Annotated in this window: 20 protein-coding genes and 3 pseudogenes; 6 read left to right on the top strand and 17 right to left on the bottom strand. The window is 55.1% G+C overall.

Annotated features, from left to right (window positions below; genetic code table 11):
- Positions 1–11: 11 nt before the first annotated feature.
- Positions 12–500: a winged helix-turn-helix transcriptional regulator gene (locus tag KFO72_RS42445; protein WP_224101175.1), complete on the bottom strand. Its 489-nt coding sequence runs from the start codon at positions 498–500 to the stop codon at positions 12–14.
- A 455-nt stretch (positions 501–955) separates the two neighbouring features.
- Positions 956–1078, bottom strand: a complete 123-nt coding sequence (locus tag KFO72_RS06155) for a TetR family transcriptional regulator (RefSeq protein ID WP_224101225.1) — start codon at positions 1076–1078, stop codon at positions 956–958.
- A 355-nt stretch (positions 1079–1433) separates the two neighbouring features.
- On the opposite strand from KFO72_RS06155, the gene KFO72_RS42240 reads away from it, so the two are divergent.
- From KFO72_RS42240 to KFO72_RS06135, 3 genes are all read left to right on the top strand, one after another.
- Positions 1434–3041 carry a methyl-accepting chemotaxis protein gene (locus KFO72_RS42240; protein WP_290370645.1) on the top strand — a complete coding sequence of 536 codons (1608 nt, stop codon included), beginning with the start codon at positions 1434–1436 and terminating at the stop codon, positions 3039–3041.
- Between the two features lie 320 nt (positions 3042–3361).
- Complete coding sequence (locus KFO72_RS06140) at positions 3362–3673, top strand: tautomerase family protein (RefSeq protein WP_263627305.1); 312 nt, start codon at positions 3362–3364, stop codon at positions 3671–3673.
- 12 nt (positions 3674–3685) lie between these two features.
- Complete coding sequence (locus tag KFO72_RS06135) at positions 3686–3898, top strand: DUF1330 domain-containing protein (protein WP_225031683.1); 213 nt, start codon at positions 3686–3688, stop codon at positions 3896–3898.
- Positions 3899–4113: 215 nt separating this feature from the next.
- On the opposite strand, the gene KFO72_RS06130 is transcribed toward KFO72_RS06135, so the two are convergent.
- Positions 4114–5070, bottom strand: coding sequence for a DMT family transporter (locus tag KFO72_RS06130; RefSeq protein WP_224101176.1), 957 nt, complete (start codon positions 5068–5070; stop codon positions 4114–4116).
- A gap of 88 nt (positions 5071–5158) precedes the next feature.
- Between KFO72_RS06130 and KFO72_RS06125 the strand changes: the two genes are divergently transcribed.
- Positions 5159–6046: a LysR substrate-binding domain-containing protein gene (locus tag KFO72_RS06125; RefSeq protein WP_054922841.1), complete on the top strand. Its 888-nt coding sequence runs from the start codon at positions 5159–5161 to the stop codon at positions 6044–6046.
- Positions 6047–6169: 123 nt separating this feature from the next.
- Here the strand turns inward: KFO72_RS06125 and KFO72_RS06120 are convergent, their stop codons facing one another.
- Positions 6170–7207 (bottom strand): IS481 family transposase, encoded by a 1038-nt coding sequence (locus KFO72_RS06120; RefSeq protein ID WP_054922840.1) that lies wholly within the window; start codon positions 7205–7207, stop codon positions 6170–6172.
- Positions 7208–7570: 363 nt separating this feature from the next.
- Between KFO72_RS06120 and KFO72_RS06115 the strand changes: the two genes are divergently transcribed.
- On the top strand, positions 7571–8776 hold the full coding sequence (locus tag KFO72_RS06115; RefSeq protein ID WP_224101177.1) for an IS110 family transposase: 1206 nt from the start codon (positions 7571–7573) through the stop codon (positions 8774–8776).
- On the opposite strand, the pseudogene pyrC reads toward KFO72_RS06115, so the two are convergent.
- Positions 8746–9806: pseudogene (gene pyrC, locus KFO72_RS42440) on the bottom strand (dihydroorotase). The gene KFO72_RS06115 and the pseudogene pyrC sit on opposite strands and share 31 nt — an antisense overlap.
- Before the next feature lie 27 nt (positions 9807–9833).
- Entirely contained in the window at positions 9834–10034 is a 201-nt protein-coding gene (locus KFO72_RS06100; protein WP_225031686.1) for a hypothetical protein, read from the bottom strand.
- Here KFO72_RS06100 and KFO72_RS06095 point away from each other — a divergent pair.
- Positions 10025–11563, top strand: coding sequence for an IS3 family transposase (locus tag KFO72_RS06095; protein WP_225031636.1), 1539 nt, complete (start codon positions 10025–10027; stop codon positions 11561–11563). The genes KFO72_RS06100 and KFO72_RS06095 overlap by 10 nt on opposite strands.
- Before the next feature lie 298 nt (positions 11564–11861).
- On the opposite strand, the gene asd is transcribed toward KFO72_RS06095, so the two are convergent.
- The 11 genes and pseudogenes from asd to ggt all read right to left on the bottom strand — a co-directional run bounded on the left by asd (position 11862) and on the right by ggt (position 25713).
- Positions 11862–12977 (bottom strand): aspartate-semialdehyde dehydrogenase, encoded by a 1116-nt coding sequence (gene asd, locus KFO72_RS06090; RefSeq protein WP_054922839.1) that lies wholly within the window; start codon positions 12975–12977, stop codon positions 11862–11864.
- Between the two features lie 1081 nt (positions 12978–14058).
- Positions 14059–15174: a pyridoxal phosphate-dependent aminotransferase gene (locus KFO72_RS06085; RefSeq protein ID WP_225031634.1), complete on the bottom strand. Its 1116-nt coding sequence runs from the start codon at positions 15172–15174 to the stop codon at positions 14059–14061.
- Between the two features lie 50 nt (positions 15175–15224).
- The gene (locus KFO72_RS06080; protein ID WP_224101183.1) at positions 15225–16433 is read right to left on the bottom strand and encodes a trans-sulfuration enzyme family protein; all 1209 of its coding nucleotides are present in this window, start codon (positions 16431–16433) and stop codon (positions 15225–15227) included.
- A gap of 1113 nt (positions 16434–17546) precedes the next feature.
- Positions 17547–18797: a hypothetical protein gene (locus KFO72_RS06070; RefSeq protein WP_224101184.1), complete on the bottom strand. Its 1251-nt coding sequence runs from the start codon at positions 18795–18797 to the stop codon at positions 17547–17549.
- Positions 18798–19443: 646 nt separating this feature from the next.
- On the bottom strand, positions 19444–19926 hold the full coding sequence (locus KFO72_RS06065) for a hypothetical protein (RefSeq protein ID WP_224101185.1): 483 nt from the start codon (positions 19924–19926) through the stop codon (positions 19444–19446).
- 152 nt (positions 19927–20078) lie between these two features.
- The gene (locus KFO72_RS06060) at positions 20079–20900 is read right to left on the bottom strand and encodes an AraC family transcriptional regulator (protein ID WP_224101186.1); all 822 of its coding nucleotides are present in this window, start codon (positions 20898–20900) and stop codon (positions 20079–20081) included.
- A gap of 198 nt (positions 20901–21098) precedes the next feature.
- Positions 21099–21824: pseudogene (locus KFO72_RS06055) on the bottom strand (amino acid ABC transporter ATP-binding protein).
- A complete protein-coding gene (gltK, locus tag KFO72_RS06050) occupies positions 21821–22498 on the bottom strand; it encodes a glutamate/aspartate ABC transporter permease GltK (protein ID WP_224101187.1) in 678 nt (225 codons plus the stop codon). Before gltK ends, KFO72_RS06055 begins: the two are co-directional and overlap by 4 nt.
- Positions 22498–22764 (bottom strand): annotated as a pseudogene (locus KFO72_RS06045) (ABC transporter permease subunit); the annotation flags it as partial. The gene gltK and the pseudogene KFO72_RS06045, both read right to left, overlap by 1 nt.
- 240 nt (positions 22765–23004) lie before the next feature.
- Positions 23005–23859, bottom strand: coding sequence for a glutamate/aspartate ABC transporter substrate-binding protein (locus tag KFO72_RS06040; RefSeq protein WP_412101763.1), 855 nt, complete (start codon positions 23857–23859; stop codon positions 23005–23007).
- A 102-nt stretch (positions 23860–23961) separates the two neighbouring features.
- Positions 23962–25713, bottom strand: a complete 1752-nt coding sequence (ggt, locus tag KFO72_RS06035) for a gamma-glutamyltransferase (protein WP_412101762.1) — start codon at positions 25711–25713, stop codon at positions 23962–23964.
- Between the last annotated feature and the right edge of the window lie 483 nt (positions 25714–26196).

Below are 26196 nucleotides of genomic sequence, written 5' to 3'. Positions count from 1 at the left end.
GGGACTCGAACCTATGATCCAGATTGCTGTTTCGGCTCATTGTCTTGCCGTGGTCCAAGCCGTTTCAGGGTGGACGCCGTCGCGTGCGGCCCCGACACAAAGGCATGTGTTTTACGGTTAATGGGCAAACCGGTCTTCCCGTCTATCACTATTGGATCAACCATGCGCCCAGTCTGCAAATCAATCAGGTCAACACCCCACCCTTTCCTTTTAACGTGGCGCCGCCCCCAAGCAAAAAGCATAATAAGGACTGGGGATAAGTCACGGCTTTTGTCCGTGACACAATACTCATCTCGACTGGAACCTCCTGATCCAGACGTCTTTTTCAAAAGACCAACCTCGATCAGATCGCTCAATCTACGGGTGAGCATAGTCGGCGAAATATCGAGACTCTCTCGAAATTGCTCAAACCTCGTCGAGCCCTGCAAGGCATCTCGCAGTATCAATAAGCTCCACCACTCACCGACCTGATCTAGCGCCAAGGCGACCGGGCAATCCATACTCGAAAGACTCTTACGTTTCAAAATACCCCCAACTTAAGAATGCGAGGCCTCAATTAACGCCTCAATCCGTCGCCAAGGCGCTGAAACCCTATGCGCCGACTTCTGTAAATCATTATCGCACGACACCGCAACAATGTAAGCTAAATGTTAGCCGCCGAGATGCGAATTGGTCATCGTCATCATGAACCATGTACAGACGCATTGAGCAATAGTGTTGATTAGGGAGGCTTCGCAGGATCATCAGACGCCGAACACGTGGATAGAAGTCAAAAGCTCGCAGCTAGTATAAGAAGTGGAGAGGGTCCAAAAAGCCTGGAAATGGATTATCGACACACTGACTCGACAATGCCCGCCAACGCACAACCAACGATGATGTATAGCGGCGCGAGCCTCCAGCCAACCAGCCTGCCCGCATGCAACCTCCGCGAGTTCGTCCTTTGAACTGAAATGGCCTAAAAAGCCCCCTGGGTAAGGCCCGCCCCAGACATAATCTCAGCCACAGACACGCCATTGAAACCCCTCTCCTTGAAGAGTCGAACCGACTCCTTGCGGATACTTGCGTTGTGGGCCTCCATTTCTTCGCGTGAAGCGCGCGGCGTGACCTTTTCCAAAAAATCGACCATCGTTAGACATCAAGTCCGCGGATTTTTCCTTGACCAAGCATGGCCCCGATATGCGCGCCGGCCTCGGTCCGACACATTTCCCCCGAGGACCGCCTGCCAGGGCACGTAGCACCTTCCGTCGCCGTGCAAGTCCCACCACGTAACATTCCAGAGGTGGAGCGGCTTTCAACAATCCGTGTCCTTGGACGCCGGGAGCATTTCTCGAAAAGGTCAAGTATCGCCGCCCCCCTAAAGTGAGCGCACGGTTCGCCGTAAACGGATGTATATGCATCTTTGCATCAACGTTTGTGTTCCGGAAGGAGGATGGATGTCCATCGTAAAAAATTTAAAGGTCGCGACCAAGCTCATCTTGGCGTTTAGCATCGTAATCGCATTTCTTTTCATGGTTGGGATTGCGGGCCTCATCGAGGTTGGGAAAGAGAACGCACAGTCAGAAGTGGTCCGTGCCGTTCGGCTCCCATCCGTTCGATATGGACTCACAATGCTTTCTGCAATGCGAGATACGCGGCTGAACGAGTATCGGATGCTGGTATCGACAGCACCCGAAGAAATCGCGAAATTTAATGCCGGAATTGACGCCGCAGTCGGTGACTTCTATTCAGCTGCAAGAAGTTACGGACAGCTGCCGGCTACTGCGGCCCAGGCTAGGGCTTACGAGGATCTCCTCGTAAAGTTCCGCCAGTATCAAGAGGGAACCCGGAAGCTCAGAGAGCTCAAGTCCGCCGGTAAGACATCCGACGCAATCGATATGATGCGGTTTGAGGGACTTGCATTGCGCACTGACATTGAAAAAGACATCGGAATCCTCGTTGACTCAACCGTCTCCGCTGCAGCTGAGGATGGAATGCGAGCCGCCTCCGATCACACGCGTGCCGTGATCATTGTAATCGTCCTGATCTTCACAGCAGTTATCTTCGCTGCAGTCTTAGGTACGTTAATAGCTCGTGCACTTTCTAGACAACTGGGGAGTGAACCACAGGATGCGGTACGGTTCGCCGGGGAGATCTCAGCTGGGAACCTCCTTGCAAGCATCACTCTGAAGGACGGCGATCATACGAGCCTCTCATTTTCATTAAACAAGATGCGCGAACAGCTGTCGTCGATTGTCCGCGGCATCAAAGCGTCGAGCCAATCAATCTCGGTCGCAGCGTCCGAAATCGCCCAAGGCAATACCGATCTCTCCCAGCGTACTGAGGAACAGGCGGCCTCTCTACAGGAAACTGCCTCGAGCATGCATGATTTGACGTCGAAGGTCCAGCGCAACGCCGAGAACGCAAAAAAAGCTTCGCAATTTGCAGGAACGGCTTCCGATATCGCTCGCGTCGGGGGACATTCGGTGCACGAGATGGTAAGTACCATGCGTGAGATACACCAGTCCTCGGCGAAAATGTCTGAAATCATCGCCACAATCGAGGGCATCGCCTTCCAAACGAATATCTTGGCGCTCAACGCTGCCGTTGAAGCAGCCCGAGCCGGTGAGCAGGGGCGGGGGTTTGCTGTCGTCGCAGCAGAGGTACGTACACTAGCCCAGCGAAGCGCCTCTGCAGCGAAAGAGATAAAGACGCTTATCCTCGAATCGGTTGAAAAAGTTTCCAACGGCACAACGGCAGCGGAGAAGACGAGTGCGACGATTAACGAGACGATCGCCTCCGTCGAAGAAGTCGCAACCTTGGTGACAGAAATATCACGTGCGTCTGAAGAGCAACGCGTTGACATTGAGCAGGTGAACCAAGCGGTCTCCCAGATGGATCAGGTGACCCAGCAGAATGCCGCTCTCGTGGAGCAGGCGGCAGCAGCAGCTCATTCCATGGCTGAACAGGCTCATACCCTCCTTGGCGCCACCTCCACGTTCACGGTTGCATCAAACAATCAACCTGTTGTATCGAGCGCGCCGAGCCAAATTTTAACGATCTAAGGAAAGTCACGGAGCCCTAATCCGCAAACATTCAGCAGGCGATATCCTCTTGGGTGATCATGACGACCGTATCATCGATGTCAGCACCATCGGCTGCGTCTGCGCTGCAAACGACGGCACGTCGCGTCGCGCCTCCGCTGGAGTCACAAGGATTGCGCTTACACCGTAAGCGTGGCATGGCGCCGTGTTGACAAGATCAAACGTCCGCTGGATTGATTAGTGACGCGAGGACGTGATCCGCCCAAACACCGTTTATCAATATCTCGAAAAACCCGAAGCCTGAAGTCGTCAAATCTGTCAGTGATACCGTGTATGGGGCGATGGTCAGCCTCGCCCACGTTCCGAAAAACGACAAGTTCCAGATCATCTCCCGCCATTCGGCTGATGAACTGGTCTATCTGACTGAGGGGTATCTCGGCATCGACTACACGTCGAACATCGTCTTCATTCAGGTCACATGGAATTCTGGTCGAACCATCGACGTCAAGAAGGCGTTCTACAAGGCAATCGCAGATGGCATCCACGCGAAGACCGGCCTGCGCAAGGAGGATATCTGGATCAGCCTTGTTGACGTCGCGCGCGAAGACTGGTCATTCGGCAATGGCGAAATGCAGTACGCCCCAAAGGAATAGGAGACGCAATTTATTTCTAAAAAAAGCTATTGGGTTATCGCGCATCACAAGATCTACGATGCTGAGAAGCTTGCCGCTTACTCTTCAATCGCGGGTCCCGCTGTACAGGCGGCAGGCGGTCAGTTCCTAGTCCGCGGCCCCGCAGCAACCCGGGAAGACATCGGAGATTCCCAGCGTACTATAGTTGTAGAGTTCGAAAGTCTTGAAACCGCTGTGGGACTCTAATGAAAGTCCGACATATCGCAAAGCTCTGGCCGTGATTGAGGGTGCCGCTGACCGCGACTTCCGCATTCTCGAAGGACTCGAATAAACGAGCCGCACGGTTCGCCGGACGTCTGCCGGGGCGTCTAATATGTGACAAACTCACGCCGCTGGATTAGTGACGTGAGTTCGGTATCGTTGACTCGTTGCCTTCAACGCGTAGATGGACCCGCTACGACTCAGCGGTGCGTGCAAATCGTACGCTCAAGAATCCAGCAACAGGTCTTTAGAATCCGGGCACCTTGCATACGAGGCTTGCGTGACTGGAGAAGAAAAACTCCGCCCAAGATGCAGAGCATTGCAATGCAGTTGACCACATGAAGCGGCTCATCAGCGAAACCTACGCCGATAAGGCTGGCTACGACAGGCGGCAAGTAGGTAACACTGGACGCAGTCAGCGCGCCAAGCTTCTGAACGATGTAGTAGTAAAGCATGTAGGCCACCCCTGTCCCGGTCAACCCAAGTCCGATCGCCAGCCCAAGTGTCGCATGCAGGCTTTGCGTTAACGCTGACATTCCTTCGAAATGGGTAGTCAAGCCAATCGTTACGAGAGCAAACCCAATCTGCCAGGTGGATAGAGCCAAAGGAGACAGGTCGAGTTTTGCGAGGAAGCGCCTTGCGTAGACGAACGAACATCCGACGCTCAGGCAGCCAATCATCATGTACATGACCCCTTCAGGGTTGACACCGTATGATGTTCCGGCCCAAGGGCGTGCGATGAGACAGATTCCAATAAGCCCGCTCGCAAGACCTGCGATCATGCGCCCAGTCGGTCGCTCAGATCGCAACACAAGCCACGCACAGACAAACGATACCAGCGGAATTGCGCCGCTCAGCATCCCGGCGATTCCTGACGGCAATAGTGATGCGCCCTTTGCGAAAGAGTAGTAGTAAATAGTCGTCGCAAGAAGGGACATCACGAAGAAGTGGTGAGCGTGCCTGAGCTGCTTCCAGGACAGCGCCCCGCGAAGGAGCGCGTATGCCAGTATGGGCACAAATCCAAACAACACGCGAAGGAAAACGATCTGGGACGGCGAGATGAACTCGCTGGCCCAACGCATGAACAGGAAATTAGTGCCCCAGATAAAACCCAGGAGCCCGAAAGCAACGCTTGCAGGATTCGTGATCGATCTCAACTAAAAACGATGTTTGTCAGTATTTTCCACAGTGGCCGCTCACACGACAAACGATATAAACTTGGCTATAGCATAGAAAAACTCGTTTATGAGCCCAACCCCACCCTTACGGGCCGTTGTCGCATTCGAAGCGGCGATGCGCCATGGCAGTTTTTCTTCGGCTGCCGATGAACTGAATGTCACCCCCGGGGCGGTGGGCCAGCAGATCCAAAAGCTTGAGGAGTGGCTTGGGGTGCCTCTGTTTGTCCGTCAGGTACGCCAGATCGTACCGACGCCCGAGGGCCGAACTTATTACACGCAGGTGCAGCCCGCGCTTGCAACGATCATCCAGGCGAGCAGGCAGATGCGGGAGAATCAGCATCGGGGACTTCGCTTGTCGATGCCACCGAGCTTCGCCGCCAAATGGTTTGCACCAAGGATGACGGCGTTCTTGAATGCGCATCCGGATATCTCGCTAAATCTCTCGACCTCGACCTCTTTTATTGATTTTGATCTTGATGCGGTGGACCTCGCCGTACGCTACTTCGACGGCGACAACAGCGGTTTGGATTTGACGCTCATTTTTCGGGATGCGGCGAGACTTTACTGTAGCCCTGAATATGCGAAACGCCTTGATTTAGGATTGCCGGCTGACATTGTCCGCGCAACCCTTCTGCACAACACCCTGCATCCGCACTGGGAAAGTTGGTTGCTGGAAAACAGCTTTCTGTCGCGGAGCCAGATCAAGTCGATTCCGGGAATCCAGTTCGATCAATCGCTAATGGCTGTAGAAGCCGCAGTGAGAAGTCAAGGAATAGTCCTGACAAGCGAATTACTCGTCGCCGAAGAGTTAGCGTCCGGCGCATTGATGGAGCTGTTTGACTTGCCATTGCAACTACCCACGGGATACTATCTCGCCCACCCAAAAGCTGCAGACCCGTCACCGAACGTCATCGCGATAAAACTGTGGTTTATCGCAGAAATGTCGAAGCGGTGAGGGAGCGGATATGACGGCTTGCAGCACGCAGACGGAGTCAATTCGCGCGCCGCGATGTCACAAGCTGTATTAGCCTGGACCGGACCTGACAGGTAGTCGGGGAAACGAATGAAGGAAGGCGATTCAGTGAGGAAGCAGTTTCTCCCTGGCGAGTTCGAGTGAGTCGAGGAAGGTACGCATAGGCGTTTTGCCGTAGCACCAGCGCCCTTGATGTTCGCGCTCATTGTTGTACTGGTCAAGCCATGCGTCGAGATCGGTCTGCAGGGCGGCGATCGAGTCGTAGATCTTCCTGCGGAACACGATGCGATAGAACTCGTTGAGCATTGTCTTGTGAAGTCGCTCGACGATGCCGTTGGTCTGTGGAGAACGAGCTTTGGTACGGGTGTGATCAATGTTCTCCACGGCCAGATAGAGCTCATATTCGTGATGCTCGGGGTTTCCGCAGTACTCGATACCCCGGTCAGTCAGAACGCGAGCAAGCGAAATACCGTAGCCGTCGAAGAACGGCACGACGCGATCATTGAGCAGGTCGGCTGCCGGCAGCGGGGTCTTGCGGTCGTAGAGTTTGGCAAACGCCACCTTCGAGTAAGTGTCGACGAAGGTTTGCTGATAGACGCGGCCGACGCCCTTGAGGGTGCCCACATAAAAGGTATCCTGGGCGCCGCAGTAGCCGGGGCATTCAGATTCGAATTCGCCATGCGTTTCCTTTTCCAGCTTGGCCCGCTCCAGCGCGGTGAGCTGCGATTCGGTCAGCACCAGCCCTTCCTGGGCGGACTTCGCTTCCAGCGCCTTCAGGCGCTTGTTCATGGTCTCAAGATCATGGCGCAGCCAGATGCTACGCACTCCCTGTGGCGAGACGCTGAGGGCGTGGCGTTTGAGCACCTCGTTGGCGATACGGATCTGGCCGTAAGCGGGCAGTTCCAGGGCCAGTTCGATCACCGCGGCCTCGACCTGGGGATCCACGCGGTTTTTTAGCAGCGGGCGGTGGTGGGAAATTTCCTGCAGGGCCGCTTCACCGCCCTTGTCGTACAGTTCCTTGAAGCGGTAGAAGCTGTCGCGGGAATAGCCCATTACCCGGCAGGCCTGACTGACATTGCCCAGTTGCCGCACCAGTTCGAGCATGCCGACCTTGGCGCGGATGACTTTCTGTTCCTGAGTCATGGCGGACTCCTTGCGGTTCACCGCGCGCGTTGCCGCTTCGGACTACGTCCTCCGCGCTCACGCGCAACGGCACGAGAAACCGACCACTGTCAGATTTAGTCTAGGCTATTGCACACAAGCTCTCTGTCCGCCCCCGTAACTATCTTCATTCCTCGACAATCGAGGATTTGGCCAGCTAGGCCCGGCATGATTCTCGCCCCCAGTCGCAGTCATGATCCGGGGGGGTGTTGTCACCGGGCCTGGTGGGTGGCTGGTGATCGCTAATAGGGGCTCGGCCAGGATATCTTGAGGTCGTCCGTAACGTGGATGCCGAGACTTGCCACCGATGTTGCAGGCCAAACCGTTCAACCTGCAAAGCCTTCGATGCAAGAGAACCAACAACATAGCTCTGTCGATGTATTCGTCGGCGTCGATGTCGGCAAAGACCACCATCACGCCGTCGCCCTCGATCGGCGCGGAAAGCGCGTTTACAACAAGGCGCTGCCCAACGATGAGGCCGAGCTGCGCGCTCTCATTACCGAACTCAAGACGCACGGCCGGCTCCTGTTCGTCGTCGATCAACCCGCCACCATCGGCGCGTTGCCCGTGGCAGTCGCCCGTGATGAAGGTGTTCTGGTCGCATATCTACCGGGTCTGGCTATGCGCCGCATCGCCAACCTGCACGCCGGTGAAGCCAAGACTGATGCTCGCGATGCCGCCATCATTGCTGAAGCCGCGCGCTCAATGCCGCATACGCTGCGCTCACTTCGGCTGGCCGACGAACCACTCGCCGAACTCACCATGCTGTGCGGCTTCGACGACGATCTGGCGGCCCAGATCACGCAGACCAGCAACCGCATTCGAGGTCTGCTCACCCAGATCCATCCGGCGCTGGAAAGGGTCCTGGGGCCGCGCCTCGACCATCCGGCCGTGCTCGATCTGCTTGAGCAATACCCGTCACCCGCCGAGCTCGCCTCAGCCAGCGAGAAAACACTCGCCAACCGCCTCAACAAACTCGCACCTCGCATGGGCAAGAGCCTGGCTTCCGACATCGTCCAGGCGCTCAGCGAACAGGCTGTGATCGTGCCCGGTACTCAGGCCGCAACCATCGTCATGCCGCGTCTTGCCCAGCAACTCGCATCCTTGCGCAAGCAACGCGAGGAGGTTGCCAGCGAAGTTGAACGTCTGGTGCACGCACACCCTCTTTGGCCGGTCCTGACCAGCATGCCGGGAGTCGGCGTCAGGACCGCCGCCAGACTCCTCACTGAAGTCGCTCACAAAGCCTTCGCATCGGCTGCGCATCTCGCCGCCTACGCCGGCCTCGCCCCGGTGACCCGACGCTCGGGCTCGTCCATCCGTGGCGAACACCCGTCCAGACGGGGCAACAAGGTACTCAAGAGAGCGCTCTTCCTCTCGGCCTTTGCTGCCCTGCGAGACCCGATCTCAAGGGACTATTACGCGCGCACGGTCCAGCAGGGCAAGCGCCACAATCAGGCGCTCATCGCTCTCGCTCGACGACGCTGCGACGTGCTGTTCGCCATGCTGCGCGACGGCACCCTCTACCAACCAAAATCCGCCCCTACCGCTTGACGAATCACATAGGGGCACCCTCCCATAGACGTTTCAATCGATCCCACATCACCGAGCGTGACGGTTCGTGGCGCGTCATTGCGGTCACGCGTCGGTGTGACCATACCTTCATTCGGCGGAAGACCGTAGAAAAGCCGACCATTCTCGCTCGCGAAGGCTTCAAAATGGTCCAGTGCACGCTCCTCGTCGAACACAGTCATGTGTGCTTCGAGCGCTGTCGCTGTACTGAATATACCTGCACAACCGCACGCAGCTTCTTTTGCTCTGCGCTCGTGCGGCGCTGAATCTGTGCCGAGAAAGAATGACCGTGATCCGGAGGTCGCGACGCGCCGAAGCGCAAGCCTATCCTGCTCACGCTTCAGAACCGGCAAACAGTAATAATGCGGACGCAATCCTCCCGTGAACATCGCATTTCGGTTAAAAAGGAGATGCTGTGGTGCGATCGTCGCGGCGCGCCGGCCACTGGTGTCCGCCACACATAGTCAGTGGTCTGTTCCGTGGTGATGTGCTCGAGTACTACCTTGAGCGCGGGGAACGCCTTTAGCAAATGCTTCAGCGTGTGGTCGAGCAAAATCGCTTCCTTGTCGAAAACGTCTACCGCCGGATCGGTGCTCTCACCGTGAATGAGAAGCGGCATCCCGAACTCCTGCATCACTTCCAGAACTCTCGCAACCTTGTCGATTGCGGTCACACCATACTCGGAATGCGTAGTCGCCCCCGCGGGATAGAGCTTCACCGCAGTGAACACACGCTCCTCGACTCCAGCGCGGATTTCTGCTTGGTCCGTGCCGTCGCACAGATAACAGGTCATCAACGGTTCGAATGTTGTCCCTTGGGGCAAGGCATCAAGAATGCGTTGCCGATAGGCTCGGCCGGCGGCTACTGTTGTAACGGGCGGCTTCAGGTTCGGCATCACGATAGCGCGGCCGAAATGCCGCACCGAATAAGGCAGCGCCGTACGAAGCATGGCATCGTCGCGCAGATGCAGATGCATGCTGTCGGGGCGGCGAAGGGTGGCTGATTGAACCATGACCGCTCCTTGACCGGTGCGCACTCGTTAGAGGTCGCTAATAGTGTCTGCAAGCACGCGCACGCCCAGCATGAAATCGTCGATGGCCATCGCTTCGTGTGGATTGTGAGAGCCGTTCTCGTTACGGATGAACAGCATTCCGCTGGGGTGTTGATGTCCACGGAGAATTGACCCACCGGGGATGCGGACAAAATCCTGGACTACTTTGGAGGTAGTCCATGTATTCATACGCAGACCGCGTTCGGGCGGTCGAGCTGTACCTGAAGCTCGGGAAGCGCGTCAAGGCAACGATCCGCCAGCTGGGTTACCCGACGAAGAATTCTCTCAAGGCGTGGTGTGCGGAATTCGAGAGCAGTGGCGATCTGCAGAAAGAATATGTTCGCGCCAAGCCGAAGTACTCAGAGGAACAGAAGAACCTGGCACTTGAGCATTACGTCAATCACGGGCGGTGCGTCAGCTTTACCCTCCGGGCATTAGGCTATCCCTGTCGCCAGATACTGACGGCGTGGGTTCGCGAGCGCTATCCTGAAGCCAGGACATATGTGGTTGGCAAGCGAGGTCGACCGGCCGCGTCATTGCCGTCCAGGCAAGCCGCAGTGTACGAACTGTGCACACGGCAAGGAAGCGCGGAGGCGGTGGCGCGAAAGCTGGACGTCGACAGGGTGACGCTGTACAACTGGAAGAACCAGTTACTCGGGCGAGAGGCCCCTGCATCCATGAAGCGCGACAAGAGATCACCCGCAGAGACGGATCGGGACCAACTGGAGCAGCAGGTCGAAGAGCTCCGGCGCGACATCCGCAATCTGCAGCTTGAACACGACCTGTTGAAGAAGGCGAATGAACTCGTAAAAAAAGACCTGGGCGTCGACCTGCCACTCCTGAGCAACCGGGAGAAGACAACGCTGGTTGACGCCCTCAGAAAAGAATACGGTTTGGCTGAGATGCTCGCGCGGTTGGACCTGGCGCGCAGCTCCTATTTCTACCATCGGTCGTCCATACGGGTTGCCGACAAATATGCGGAGGTCCGTTGTACCGTTGCTGAGATCTTCGAGGACAATCACCGATCCTACGGCTATCGTCGGGTGCAGGCAGCGCTCAGCCGGCAACGGGTGTTTCTATCGGAGAAAGTCGTGCGTCGCCTCATGAAACAGGGCGGCCTCCACGCGGCCAGGCCCAGGCGTCGCCGATACCGTTCGTATATCGGAGAAATTAGCCCTGCCCCAGATAACATCATCAATCGCGATTTCCATGCTGATGCCCCGAACGAAAAGTGGGTCACGGACATCTCCGAATTCCAGATTCCCGCGGGGAAGGTATATCTATCGCCCATGATCGACTGCTTCGATGGCATGGTAGTCAGCTGGACGATTGGCACAAGCCCCGACGCAGAGCTTGTGAATACCATGTTAGATGCGGCTATCGAGACCGTGACCGAGGACGATGAGAGGCCAATTGTGCACTCCGATCGGGGTGGCCACTACCGATGGCCGGGATGGCTATCTCGGGTTGCAAGGGCCAATCTGGTCCGGTCCATGTCGCGTAAAGCCTGTTCACCGGACAACGCGGCCTGTGAGGGATTCTTCGGCAGGCTGAAGACCGAGATGTTCTATCCAGGAGACTGGCGTTCGACAACCATCGCTGAGTTCGTTGAGGTACTGAACGCCTACATTCGCTGGTACAACGAGAAACGGATCAAGGGCTCGCTTGGCTATCTCAGCCCCATCGAATATCGTGAAAGTCTCGGGCTAACGACGTAAATCAGTCCAGGAAAATGTCCGCATCCCCAGTGGGTCAGAATTCGGTGGAAATCAACAAGGCGTCCACTAAAAGACCTCGAAGCGTGCAGATCGACCGAAGCTACAATCAGGAGAATTGCCGGCGCTCGACCGACGCGATCGACGTCGCCACTGAAAGAGATCGTCGTCTGCATCGACCGTTGCTGCACAAACAGAAGAGCTTATTTTCGAGAACGCGAGGTATTGACGCGCGGCCCAATGACCTCGACGCCATTCCGATAGCCACCTTGATAAAGTACTAGAAAAGACCTCGGATCGATCACGCAGTAGCAAGAAGAATCGTCAGCACACGACGAATAGGCTCCGCAGCCCCCCAGAGCAGCTGATCCCCAGTCGTTAGAACGGTATAGACGTTTTGGTCGATTCCCATTTTTCGGAGGCGACCGACGGCAACCTTCAGGGATCCGCTTACAGCGGCAGGCGTCAGACGCCCGACCGATTCCGACTTACTATTTGGCACATACTCAACCCATTCGTGCGCACCGGAAATCAAAGCTTCGAGTTCCTCGATATCCCTACTCTCTTTGAGCTTGAACGTGATGGCTGCAGAATGGCTCTGAAGAGCCGCGACCCGCACGCAAAGCCCGTCGACCCGAATGCTGCCAGGCGCAAGCCCTAGTATTTTGTTGGTTTCAACCTCCCCCTTCCACTCCTCCCTGCTGACTCCATTTCCCAGGTCGCTGTCGATCCAGGGAATGATACTTCCGGCAAGTGGAGCGCCGAACTCTGCTGTCGGGAAATCGCTGTCTGCCCATGCCTGCCGCGCCTTGTCAAGGACATCGATAGTTGGCGTCGTCGGGTCGCGAAGTACCTCCCGAGTACGGTCGGAGAGCGCCGACATCTGCTGCAGCAGTTCTCGCACGTGTGCCGCCCCCGCGCCAGAAGCAGCCTGATAGGTCATGACGGACATCCATTCAACCAGTTCAGCCCTGAACAATCCAGCGAGACCTACGAGCGAAAGCGTGATCGAACAATTCCCGCCGATATAATTGCGAACACCCGATGCAATCGCCGCTTCAATCTGAAGGCGATTGACTGGGTCCAGAACGATGATCGAGTCGTCATCCATGCGTTTCGCAGATGCAGCATCGACCCAATACCCATCCCAGCCGGAATCGCGCAATTTAGAATAGACAGCCTGAGTGTACGAGCCGCCTTGGCAGGTCACCACAATGTCCATCTCGGCCAGTTGCTCAATCGAATTCGCATCGAGAAGGACATGCCCTTGACCACGGAAGTCACGGTATGGCTGGCCCACAGCGGATGTGCTGAAGTAGTAAGCTTCAAACGTTCCAAAGTCGTTTTCCTCGCGCATCCGCTTGAGGAGGACCGATCCGACCATGCCCCGCCATCCAACCAATCCAACCTTCTTCATATCCAAAACTCTCCAAGTTGGGTTGCAACTATTCCCGCGTACACCATCAAACGCTGCAATCCATATTCATCTGAATCCCACGACCGGTATCTTCGACTACCGTCCATCGATCAAAAATTCCAGCGACAACTCGGGTTGTGGATGAGCCTACCACCACGGATCATGGCAACCTAAGGGCACCCGATCTCCATACATTACGTCGCCAACCGCTGAACAACACCCCGGTGCGTCGTGTCGAGCGATGGTCGCTCAAGTTGCAACATCATGTTTGGATAAAATTGCTAAAAATTGATCCGACGAAGTTGCTGGGTCAGAGACCGCGTAAGCGACTCGCCACGGCAACCTCCTCGTCGCGTGCGAAGCGCAGGCGTGGCGCGATTGCTCACGCATTCGGATCCGGCGGTCCGCCTGGTCGTCGCTATCTGTTGGTCGCACGAAGACAGAAGTGTGTCAATGCGATTACCTTCGGTCGCGCTGTGATTAAGCGGCTAGCCCTGGTAGATACACGAATATATTACATTATGATTACATCATGCGTGGCCAGAGTGCACATCGGACGGCTCTACCGGCGACTGTCAGCGGCGCGTGTCGCACCTTCTGCATCGACTTACCGAAAATTGTTTAAGGATTGCTCGCGTAGACTACGGACTTCGCCAATGACCAGCTACCGTATTACACACGTCCAGACCCGATCTGATTCATTACGCATGCGCAATGCTGCGCTAAAGCAATTTGCTAGGCGCATCGCGCCTAGATATTTCCTATTGCCTATCAATAGCAAGCAAATCGAAGTGGCACGGCTACCAATCTCGGACACCCATCGATTCCCGACTTGCCAGCAAGAGAAATCCGAAGCTGGAATGGCACATCGGCTCACATTGCCCTCAGTTCTGCAAGCAATTCCATTCCAATTGGCTTGGATCGGTTTTGTCTCCTGTAAATAGACCGCACGTTACAGGCAACAATGGAAAAATCCGGCCGTACCCATCCGTACGACCGGCGAAAGACACTCGCTTTGAATGTCGACTGCCTACGGGCGTCGCGCTACGCTTGTGGCGACCAGCGACTCAGTACGTCCTTGTTACGACGACTGTTCCTTCTCTTGAATAAAATCAATGATGGACTTGACACCAACCTCAAGGTCTTCGAGACGTGTTGCGCACGAAATACGAATACTACGGTCCGACGACCTACCGAATGTTGCACCGGGGGCCACCGCCACTCCCTTCTCCGACAGCAATGCCTCAACGAAATCGTCAGATTTCATTCCGGATCGTGAGATGTCAACCATCGCAAAAAATCCGCCGCTAGGCTCCGCGAGCAAGATCCCTGCATCCATTAACGGCTTCTGGACGGCGAGCATGCGATCGCGATAAGTTCGACGCATCAGATCAACTTCGTCCTGCGGTCCGTCAAGTGCCGCAAGCGCAGCATACTGCGATGGAGAAGGAGGACAAGAAGTTGTAGGCTCAACAAGAGCAGCAGCCGCTTCAACGATCTCCACCGACGCGACCATCCACCCAATTCGCCAGCCCGTCATCGAATAGCTCTTCGATACTCCGGAGACCAGGAGAACCCGCTCCTTTGGTGCGACCTCGAGCATACTTATGTGCCGCCCCTCAAAGACCATGTCTTCGTACACCTCGTCAGAGAGGATGAACAATCCATGCCTTTCAGCAAATTGGGCGATTCGTTGCAACGTCGCTCTCGACCACGCAACGCCCGTCGGATTGCCCGGCGTGTTAACAAAGATAACGCGGGTTTTCGGGGTCACCAGTGCTTCGAGCGCCTCGAAATCCGGCTCATATCCTCGATTCGCCACAAGCGGATAGCTCACCGACTTTGCGCCGGACATAACAACACAACTATGGTAGTTCGGCCAGCCAGGATCCGGCACAAGAACCTCGTCTCCCGCTTCGAGAAGCGATGCGAACGCTAGATAGATCGCATTGACAGCGCCTGTGGTCACCAGAACTTCTTTCGCAGCGATCTCCGTCCCCGTGCGACCGGAAATGCGTCGCGCGACCGCCTCACGCAACTCGGTGATGCCCGGACAGGCCGTGTATCCAGTCTTTCCGTTCATGACTGCACGGGCAGCAGCTTCCTGAATGTGAACTGGCGTGGGGAAGTCCGGTTGGCCCACTTCGAGGTGTATTACTTTCTTTCCAGCCGCCTCAGCAAGCGCAGCGATACTCATAACCCGGCGAATTCCCGAACGTGTCAGGAGGTCAATTCGGCTCGCGACCATCAAATTCTCTCCAATGCCTGAGCAATGTCGGACAGAAGGTCTTCCGTTTCCTCTATACCAGCAGAAAAGCGGATCAGCCCGGGGTCGACGCCCTGTTTCGCGACAAGTTCCTCGGATAGGCGCCCAGCCCAAAGCGCCGATGGCTGGATGACCAATGAATCAATACCGCCAAGGCTAGCCGCATAAAACGGAATTCGGAGCGCCTTGATGAAGCGTTGACCGGCCTCGTAGCCGCCTTTCAACTCGAAGGTCAGCAAGCCCCCAAAACCTTTCATCTGCTGCCGCGCAAGCGAGTATTGCGGATGCGATTCGAGTCCCGGATAGTAAACGTTGCCGACCTTCGCGTTTCCTTCAAGAAATTTGGCAATCGCCAACCCGTTACGATTGGTTTGCTCGACCCGCAGTTTCATCGTACGCAAGCCACGCAACACGAGCCACGAAGTGAACGGGGCGATCACTCCGCCAAAAGTCATATTCATGTCCCAGATGACGTCGAGGTGTTGCTTCGAACCAACGACAACCCCCGCGAGCAGGTCGTGATGACCACCCATGTATTTCGTCGCGCTGTGAGCAATAATATCGACACCGAGATCGCCAGGCCGTTGATTAAAGGGAGTGGCGAACGTGTTGTCCACTACCGTGATGATTCGATGCTTCTTCGCGACATCACTCACGGCCTTCAGATCCGTCACATGCATTGTCGGATTAACTGGTGTTTCGAGCATGAAGACTTTCGTGTTTGGGCGAATCGCCTTCTCGAAAGCGTTAGCGTCCGTCTGATCGACCAGTGTGACATCTATACCGTATTGCGCAAACGTCTCATTCGTCAGCGTGGTGGTGCCAATGTAATGACTCTTCTGCGCCACGATGTGATCGCCCTTTTTCAGGAACGCAAACAGCGTAGTCGAGATTGCCGCCATGCCCGAAGCGAACATCATTCCCGCTTCCTTTCCTTCCATGTCTGCAACAATCATGGCGGCTCGAGATGCAGTTTGGTTGCCGTGCCGAGCATAAAAGACATCGTTATGGGGCTCGGTTGCTTTCAGCGCGAAGTCGGGGCCGTCTTCAGACACGTAAGTGACCGACTGCATAATTGCAGGCGCAACACCAGTTCCCGGTTCAAGATGTTTGTCAATATGCAAAGCCCGGGTCGCCGGCGAAAATCCATCATAGTCGTGCGCGCTTTTTTCCGTAAGTTGCCTTGCCATGAGATGCCCTTTCAAGTTAAGAGTCGTATTCGGGACGCGTTCGATTCCTAGGCGCCGCTACCAAACGACACGGTCGGTCATCGGTCAGCGACACTGGCGCCTGACAATGCAATCGTAAAAGAGTCGAGACAGGCTCATTTATACAAAATTGATTTTTGTTGACGGCACACCTCAACATCAGCGCCCCTCACGTCGCAGCGGCAATCAGTCAACCGTGCAATGAAATTCCCCCACGTCGAAGAGGTATTGCGGCCGATTCGAAGTCGGGGAACCGAAGAAGCGCCCCACGACCCCGCACCAGGTAGATCCCGAGAATTAGTCATGACCTCGCAGATGCTGCGACGCGCCGCAGCTCAGCCCAGATGCGAAACGACGACCGGCAGTCGGCACAGGAGCGTACTGCACGTCCTGTATTGATAATCCACCGCGAGCGGTACAACGGAAGCTCTCGAACGGGGGCATAACCGTGTGCGACGTACTTATCTATGAGGAGTGTTATGAGATCGTTGCGTCTGGCAACGGCGATACGCTCTTAAATCAATGGAGATGAGCGCTTGTGCGGGACCCGAGTCAGCAAGCAGTTCGGCATCGACATGCACCGGAACGCAACGATGCAACACGCTGCAAACGAGTGTCCCTAGTGCACTCACAGTGGGGCGGAGGCCACCGATTCGGCAATTTCCGCAACGAGGTATTACGGCATCACGGCGCCGTTGTTCCAGCAGATGCACTTTCGTTTGCGTGAGTAGTTCACTGCTCAGCCATCGGCCACGCGGCAACTCTATGACACGGTTGTTCGGATGGACCGCAATGCGCCCGAGCACAAGCTCAGATAGGCTTCGGGCTACCACTGAGCTGTGGTGCCGACGAGACTGTAGATCGAAGCGCCACGTTCGCCGTCGGAATCCGCGCCAATAAGTGCAAATAGCTACGTTGACCGATCGATGTGCCAAGTAGCGCACGCCCGACTGGCAGATTGTCCATTTCGAACCGGCCGTCATCGCGATAGTGTAGAAGCACTTCCCACCGGTTCAGCGCGTAGGTGTTCGCGCGACCCCGTAATCGATTTTCGTGAGAGCGTTTCCAGCGTCACCTTGTCTGCGTTCGAACGACTCAGTGACGGGTCGCCCCATCTTCGAAAGACACTTTGATCGAACCGTCACCCGAACGTAACAACGCCTGCCGTTCGCTTGCGAAGTCACGAGGAAGTCTGAGTGCGTTCGGTTCCGGATAGAACATCCAAGGGTCATCAGCTGAGAATAGCCGGATCCCAATAATCGCCAGAAAATACCCGTTTACTAAGAGTGCAGAATCTAAGTGCTCTCGCGACAATATCTTCACAAACCGGGCAGCAATTTCGCTTTCCCGCGATACAGGAGATGCCGGGTGACCGCCGTCGACGCCGTCTTGCCACGATGCGATGAACTCGACACATTGCATTGGAGCGTTCACTGCGGACTCCATTGAACGCCGAATGCTTTCGGAAAATGCAAGGCTATCCGAAATGTGCCCCAGTCGGTTCAAGCTATTTATCGCGCGCTCCAGAATTTCATTCGCACGATCTGGGAAACGCACCGCAAAGGCTGTGAGGCCCAATGCCGCGTCAAGCACACTGAGCTGTGTTAGCGCCACGTCCATCCGACGTTGATATAGATCTACGGCTTCGATGCTAAACCAGGTCGCCGCCACTGCGCCTTGTATCGCCGGTAGCATCAGGCGCTCACGAGTCATAGAACTTGAAGGCGTCCATGTTGCCAAATTCGGAAACGTCGATATCTCGGAAAGCCACGGCGCGTCCGTCGATGTACTTGCCAGCGACAGCATTGATCTCATTGCGTTGACCGCCGAATGGTAGTCGCTAACTACGGCCAATTGCCGGGAAGACTTCAATTTCGCCGCACGCTGCATCGATGACCGTTGACTATCGAGATATGCCGACATTCCCGTTCCCCAGGTATAAGCACTGGTAGCGATGACATGTCTCCATCGAAACAATCGTTTGAAAACTACTCGGGTTAATGTATCGGCTTCAGTCAATACTCGACTAATCACACGCTGTGATCGTTCTTGAAATCCAGATTCAATCAATAGATCATGTAGCTTATTCTTGATCTCCCACGGCGCCTTATCGAGAATTGCAGATGGTGGACTCGACAGCCATGCTCCCGGAAGCAATGCGCTACGGAGTTCCCCTCCTTCGAAGAACAGTCCCATGCCATCGCCCGAAAGAACGACTGCGCGTGTACGGCCACCCTTTTTCAATTCTGCTTCACCCATTATCATATCGGCGACTTCTGGCATTTCCTCCAAAGCCATCGCGATTGCGATTCGTTCGACCATGATGTTCTCGGAATCTTCGAGCATAGCTACTATCCGCTCACTAACGTTTGCAGTCCCGCTCACCTTTCATTCCTTATAAAGCTGCATGGTTAATCGATCCAGTTCAAACAAACTTGGTATCACCCGATTACTCAGTACCATAAGCCGCGCTCTACTTGATAAGCGGTCCTGTTCGTACACTAGAGCCGTAATTTTGTGGGAACTGGAACACTATGCACCGCCTTCTCGAGTTTAAAGTCGGCATGAGGGCTATGAACTTATCGAAAATGTGGGCCTCTTTCGTTCAGGAGGAAACACGCGCCAGCCGCCATCCCGATGACGGAAGAAGAACATTGCGATAGCTCCTTCCTCCTTCCATACTTCGACACGGACGTAGCACTCGCGCCTAGAATGACCACGCCGGAATTCGATGACTTTTACCCCGCGAAGATCAGGTGCAAGCCAGAGACTAACCAATGCACGCAACGACCTCTGTTCGCTGTTCACGACTAGTCTCCAACGATGTTCCACGCCACGATCTCGCACCAGATGCGCTCTCGTGAATAGGTCCAGATGTTAAGCCGTCCAAGATAGCACTTAAACAATGAAGAGGGTCACGTGCCTGCATGTCAACTGAGGCGTGCTATATCGCAGACGAGGCGTGCAAAAGTGCGAATCGGATGGTTTGAAGTCAATTTATGAGATGGTGAGCACTGTTACCGACGTAACTATATGGCTCGGTCGGGGCAGTCTCATCGGGTTCATCCACATACCATCTTTGGCTGATACCTGTCTCGTATGCTTCTTGCGCATCAGCTTCGTTACAGACAACCGCAAGTGCCCGATGCGAAGGGACATCAAGAATAGTCAATGCAGATGCGATTCGAGGGAGACCAAGCCAGCCCATGAAGGAGTGGTCACTTGGTATCACAACATCAAATCGCTTTATGAAATGTCTACCGAATATAATCTCACAGGTTGCCACGACGTCATGTGACGTCATCTGCGTGACCAGACCTAACTTAACACCTCTCAGGCCGGCATCTTCCAGAGTAGCCTCCATCTCATCTTTAAAAGCCATGGCTCTATCTGAGTTTCGATCCGTGGCAAATCTGATCAACGCTTCATCAATAGATACAATAAATGCTTCCGTCGACAAAATAGCCTCCAACATTGATTCGTGTGTCGATCGATAGTGTGACTATCGAAAGCGGATGATTTCACTTCAGTGATACTGGGGGCCGCCGCCAACTGAAATTTTTCACTTCATTTAATGTAACTCACTAACCTCTACAATCTTAATACGAGTTTAGTTTAGCCAAACAACTATCGGGTCGCACTAGGAGGAACACCGAAGAATCGGCTGAATTCGCGGCTAAGATGACCCTGATCGTAGTAACCTACCTCGATAGCGACCCGACGAAGCGATTTACCTTTAAGATAAAGGTGCTTTGCAAGTTCTATTCGCCTCTGAATTAGGTACGCATGCGGTGCGACGCCGACCACGCGCTTGAATTCACGCAAGAGATGAAATGTGCTGATCCCGGCGACGGCTGCCAGCGTTGTTAGAGACGGATTATCCGCTACGTTCGCGTCGATGTATTCTCGCGCGCGCTTCACTGCTGCCGGCACAGGAGTACCTAGGTGGATTTTCCGAGATATCCTCCCATGTCTTTCGACCAACTGAAAAATACACTGCGTGAGCTTCGATGCCACTTCGAGTCGGGAATTCTGTTTGCACTCCGAGCATGCATGGGCGGCGTGGATCAGCCTCAGAGTCTCCCGATCTTCGATTACCGTATCGGTGAAATGCAGCCCATGCACCATAGAATTTCCGTTCGCGTCTACAAGCACCCGCTCTAATTCAGAGCGGGAGATATAAATCATACGATAATCCCATCCTCCGTCTGTGGTGGAACCACCCTCATGAACGGCGCCGGGATTTATCACGCATATTTTCCCCTTCGGCATCATGACCCGCTCACCGGCAACGTATATAAATTCCTGGGCACCCCGCTCGATAAATCCAATAGCAAATTCGTCATGAGAGTGAGGCGGAAACCGATGGCTTCGATAGGCAGCACGCAACATTTCCGCGTTACCGAAATCATGCTCCTGCCAAAGTTTGGCGAAATTCTCCCGTTTCATCGTGCACTCTCAAAAGGTGATTGACGCACCTCCAAGGCATCTTTCTGACGCTTGCTCCTATCGCATAGACACCTACCTTGGCCTTGCGCCGCAGGCGAACTGCAATCGATGATCCCCTCTTCGCGCGAACCAACTTTGTATAAAATTGCTCTTTTTGATGCCGCGCGCTTCTAACCGCCCTCCCGCTCATCCCGCGAATCAGTGCAGGATCTTCGCGAGAAAATCCTTTGCGCGATCCGACTTCGGATTCGCGAAAAAGTCCTCCTTGCGGTCGTCTTCGACAATAAGACCCTTGTCCATGAAGATCACGCGATGCGCGACCTTCTTCGCGAAACCCATTTCGTGCGTCACGCACATCATGGTCATGCCTTCCTGCGCGAGTTCGACCATCACGTCGAGCACTTCGTTGATCATTTCCGGATCGAGCGCGGACGTCGGCTCGTCGAACAGCATCGCGACGGGGTCCATCGACGGCGCGCGCGCAATTGCCACGCGCTGCTGCTGGCCGCCCGACAACTGCCCCGGATACTTGTCCGCATGCGCGCGCAAACCGACGCGATCGAGCAGCTTCAGGCCCTTCGCGGTCGCTTCGTCCTTCGAGCGGCCGAGCACCTTGATCTGCGCAAGCGTCAGGTTCTCGGTGATCGACAGATGCGGGAACAACTCGAAGTGCTGAAACACCATGCCGACCTTCGAACGCAGCTTCGACAGGTTTGTCTTCTTGTCGGTGAGCGACTGGCCGTCGATCACGATGTCACCCTTCTGGAACGGCTCGAGGCCGTTCACGGTTTTGATGAGCGTCGACTTGCCCGAACCCTATGGGCCGCACACAACGACCACTTCGCCCTTTTTGATTTCCGTCGTGCAGTCGGTCAGCACCTGGAACTGGCCGTACCACTTCGACACATTCTTGATAGAGATCATCTTGCGACCTTTTTCTGAAGACTTTTGACGAGGCTCGACGCGACCACGCAGATCACGAAGTAACACGCACCGGCGAACAGTACCATTTCGACGTTCGTACCGTCACGGTCGCCAATATTCGTGGCCGTGCGGAAGAAGTCGGCGAGACTGATCACGTAGACGAGCGACGTATCCTGAAAGAGCACGATGGCTTGCGTGAGCAGCAGCGGCACCATCGCACGGAATGCCTGCGGCAGCACCACGAGGCGCATCGCCTGCGGGTAGCTCATGCCGAGCGCGTACGACGCGTTCACCTGCCCGCGCGGCACCGCCTGAATACCCGCGCGGATGATTTCCGAGTAGTACGCGGCTTCGAACAGCGAGAAGGCGACCATCGCCGACGCGAGCCGGATGTCGATGTCCGCGGAAAGGCCCAGCACGTTTTGAAGCAGCTGCGGCACGATCAGGAAGAACCACAGCAGAACCATCACCAGCGGGATCGAGCGCAACAGCGTCACATAGAGCTTCGCAAACCATTCGAGCGGCTTGATGCCCGACAGCCGCAGCAGCGCGAGCACCGTGCCCCACAGGATACCGACCACGATCGCGAGAACCGTGATCTTGAAGGTGACGATGGTGCCCGTCCACAGCATAGGCAGTGCGCCCGGAATACCGCTCCAGTCGAAATGATGCATCACTTGCCTCCGATATAGTCAGGCGGCCTGGTCCTGGCTTCGACGATACGCATCAGCCCCATCACAACGAAGTTGATGATCAGATACGCGACCGTGACGGCGATGAACGATTCATACGTCTGCGCCGTGTAGTCGACCAGTTGGCGCGCCTGCGCGGACAGGTCGAGCAGACCGATGGTCGATGCGACCGCCGAGTTCTTGAAGATATTCAGGAATTCGGACGTGAGCGGCGGCACGATGATCCGGTACCCGACGGGCAACAGCACAGACGATCAGCGCGATGACCCACGCGCACAGCGAAACGGTGACCGTCACTCAGAGGCCGGACAGAAGCCAGCCGAGATAGGTGGTCGGCTCGCCGGTGGAAACCGGACTCAGCAGAATGCTCCGGTTCCAGTGGTATGACATGACGAAGACTCCAACAAAAAGAAACGGAAGAAGCGCCTGCCCCTTCCGTTCCGTTCCGTTCCGTTCCGTTCAACACGTTGTCCGACAGTTGACGTTATTTAGTCGATTGCCTTCTCGTTCGGTGCCTTGTACAGCGCCTTGATGTCATCGCTTTCCGGGAAGTTCAGGTTGAGACCTTTCGGCGGAATCGACGATTCGAACCACTTCTTGTAGATCTTGTCGGCTTCGCCCGACGTTTCGACCTTGGCGATCGCATCGTCGACGACCTTCTTGAATTCCGGATCGTTCTTGCGCAGCATGCAGCCGTACGCTTCATGCGATTGCGGCGCGCCGACGATCACGAAATCGTTCGGCGTGTTCGACTTCGCGCGCTCGCCGGCGAGCAGTGCGTCGTCCATCATGAACGCGGCAGCGCGGCCCGTCGACAGCGTCAGGAACGACTCGCCGTGGTCCTTCGCGCTGATGATGTTCATGCCCATGTTCTTGTCCTGATTCATCTTGCGAAGCAGGCGCTCGGACGTGGTGCCGGCCGTCGTCACGACGGTCTTGCCCTTCAGGTCCGCCCAGTCCTTGACGCCGAAGTCCTTCTTCGCCATCAGGCGCGCGCCGATCACGAAGATCGTGTTCGAGAAGGCAACCTGCTGCTGGCGCTCGGCGTTGTTCGTCGTCGATCCGCATTCGAGATCGATGGTGCCGTTCTGAAACAGCAGAATACGGTTTTGCGACGTGACAGGCGTCAACTTGACCTTCAGGTCCGGCATGTTCAGCTTCTGCTTGACGGCATCCACGACCTTCAGCGCGAATTCCTGCGAGTAGCCGACCACGTTCTGCTTGTCGTCGTAGTACGAGAACGGAATCGACGATTCGCGGTGGCCCAGCGAGACAACGCCCGACGAAGCAATCTTGTCAAGCGTACCGTCTGCCCGAGCAAGACTTGAATTAGACAGGAACACGACTACAGCAGAAAGAAAGACAGACAACTTTTTTACGCACGTATTTCACCCCTACTTTGACTTTTCCACAACATATTAGGTAATTGACCACTGGACAACGAATCAATAACCAACTGCCGCCCCAGCTGGGCGACGGGGATCGTTCGACCCATATATATAACCGATCCGAACATTGCCGGACACCGACGAGTCGTTCCCTGAACTCTGTCGAGTTGCAATCCTCGTTTCAGGCAGACCGACTAGTATCAGTTCGACTGCACCCCATGGAGTTTGTTCGAGCATCTTGTATCCGGCCGAACGCAGGACCGCAAGGGTATCAGGCGAAACCCCGTTCGTTTCATAGTAGACTTCCTCTGGTAGCCACTGGTGATGGATCCGCGGTGCATCAACCGCTTCTTGCGGCGACATTCCAAAGTCAATGACGTTAAGCGCCACTTCCAGAGTGGTGGTAATAATGCGCGATCCACCAGGTGAACCAATAACCATAAACACCTTGCCGTCCCTCTTAACGATCGTAGGTGCCATGGATGACAATGGTCGTTTGCCCGGTGCGATGGCATTTCTTTCGCCTTGAACAAGACCGAACATATTCTGGACTCCTACTTTCACTGTGAAGTCGTCCATTTCATCATTCAGAAAGAAGCCGGTTTTTGGTGCCATCACCACAGCACCAAATCGTCCGTTTACCGTATAGGTAGTAGAAACCGCATTCCCGGCATGATCAATTACAGAGTAGTGAGTCGTCTCTGGCTTTTCATGAACGCCCACTCCCGGCTTGATATCTTTTGAAGGAGTCGGGGCATCATCATTTATCAAGTTTCGTACATCGCGAGCGTAATCTTTACTAATAAGTCTATCGACAGGATTTCTCACAAAATCCGGATCTCCCAGGAGCGTATTCCGGTCTTCATAGGCGTTTCGCATGGCTTCTACCATGTAATGAATGGACGCCGCTGACTGAGATCCCATCTTCTTCAGATCGTAACCCTCGAGAATATTCAACGTTTCACAAAGAGTTACACCACCGGAACTCGGTGGAGGAGCAGATACGAACTCATATCCTCGATAGGTGCAGGTTAGTGGCTCGACGTCCTTAGCCATATAAGACACAAAATCCTTGACAGTAATCAGCCCCCCTTGATTCCTCGAAGCAGATTCAATACTATTCGGAATGCTCCCGCGATAAAATGCATCGGGACCCTCGTTGGCAATTCTTTGAAGCGTGTTTGCCAACTCTCTCTGGACCAACTTGTCACCGGGCTGGAGAGGAGTACCGTCTGCACGCAAGAAGATGCGTGCGATATTAGGATCGGACTTAAAGCGCTGCACCGTCGTATCGAGTATGTCGGTATCGGCACGCGTAAGAATGAACCCATCTCGAGCGAGTTGGATTGCAGGCGCCATGACCTGCTTCCGCGATAGCTTGCCGTACTTTGACTCTGCCATATCGAGTCCGGCAACGGTACCCGGAACTCCGACGGCCTTATATCCATAAAGGCTCTCGCCAGATTTAACTTTACCTCCCGCATCCAAATACATGTCAGCGGATGCAGCCGCCGGAGCCGTTTCCCGGAAATTAATGAACCGGTCTCGACCATCTGCGAGATGGATGGTCATAAATCCGCCACCACCGATATTCCCACAACATGGGTTTGTGACGGCTTGAGCGTAGCCTACTGCGACTGCTGCATCAATCGCGTTACCGCCTTGCTTCAAAATAGTGATACCAATTTCTGATGCAAGTCGTTGAGAAGAGACCACCATACCATTCTTACTTTCGACAGCAGGTTCTGACGCAGCAAATGCAGTAATGTGTACACCGAAGCAAAGAAGAAGGCCGAATAGTAGCCTCACATGATTCTCCCGTTGGAAAGTTTCTATGGTCGAGTGCATGCGACGCATGATGTGTGTGTTTTGTGAAGATGATCGTCACTAACGCAATGCGGAACGATTGCGTACGCGTATCGAGTGTGCATGGAGTTGGTCATGAGAGGTCGTCGTCACAAGCTTCAACGTTCGCCCAAGATAGTCCGGTAAGCCACGTTACGTAAGTTTCCTGACCATCTACAAATGACGTATCCCAATGTCAGCACCAGAAGGTTGCTTCGTTGTACGCCGAATAGTCTATTCTCTAAGAACCCATCCAACTGTCTTTGGATAAAATTGCGAAAACCCGCAAGCGACAGATGGCCGTGGCATGGTATATAAGGTGATCGCTGTCCACATGGGAATTTCAGGCCACCGCGTGAAGCGGGGTGTTGCCATACACCCAACAGGATTGCTGCGGCATCGGAGTGCGACTCGCTCGAAACTTGTTCGGATCGGCAACAAGGGCGA

Source organism: Paraburkholderia sp. XV (genome assembly GCF_020177535.1).
GTDB lineage: Bacteria > Pseudomonadota > Gammaproteobacteria > Burkholderiales > Burkholderiaceae > Paraburkholderia > Paraburkholderia caribensis.
The sequence above is the reverse complement of the archived record's forward strand: the minus strand, read 5'-3'. Positions and strand labels throughout refer to the sequence as shown.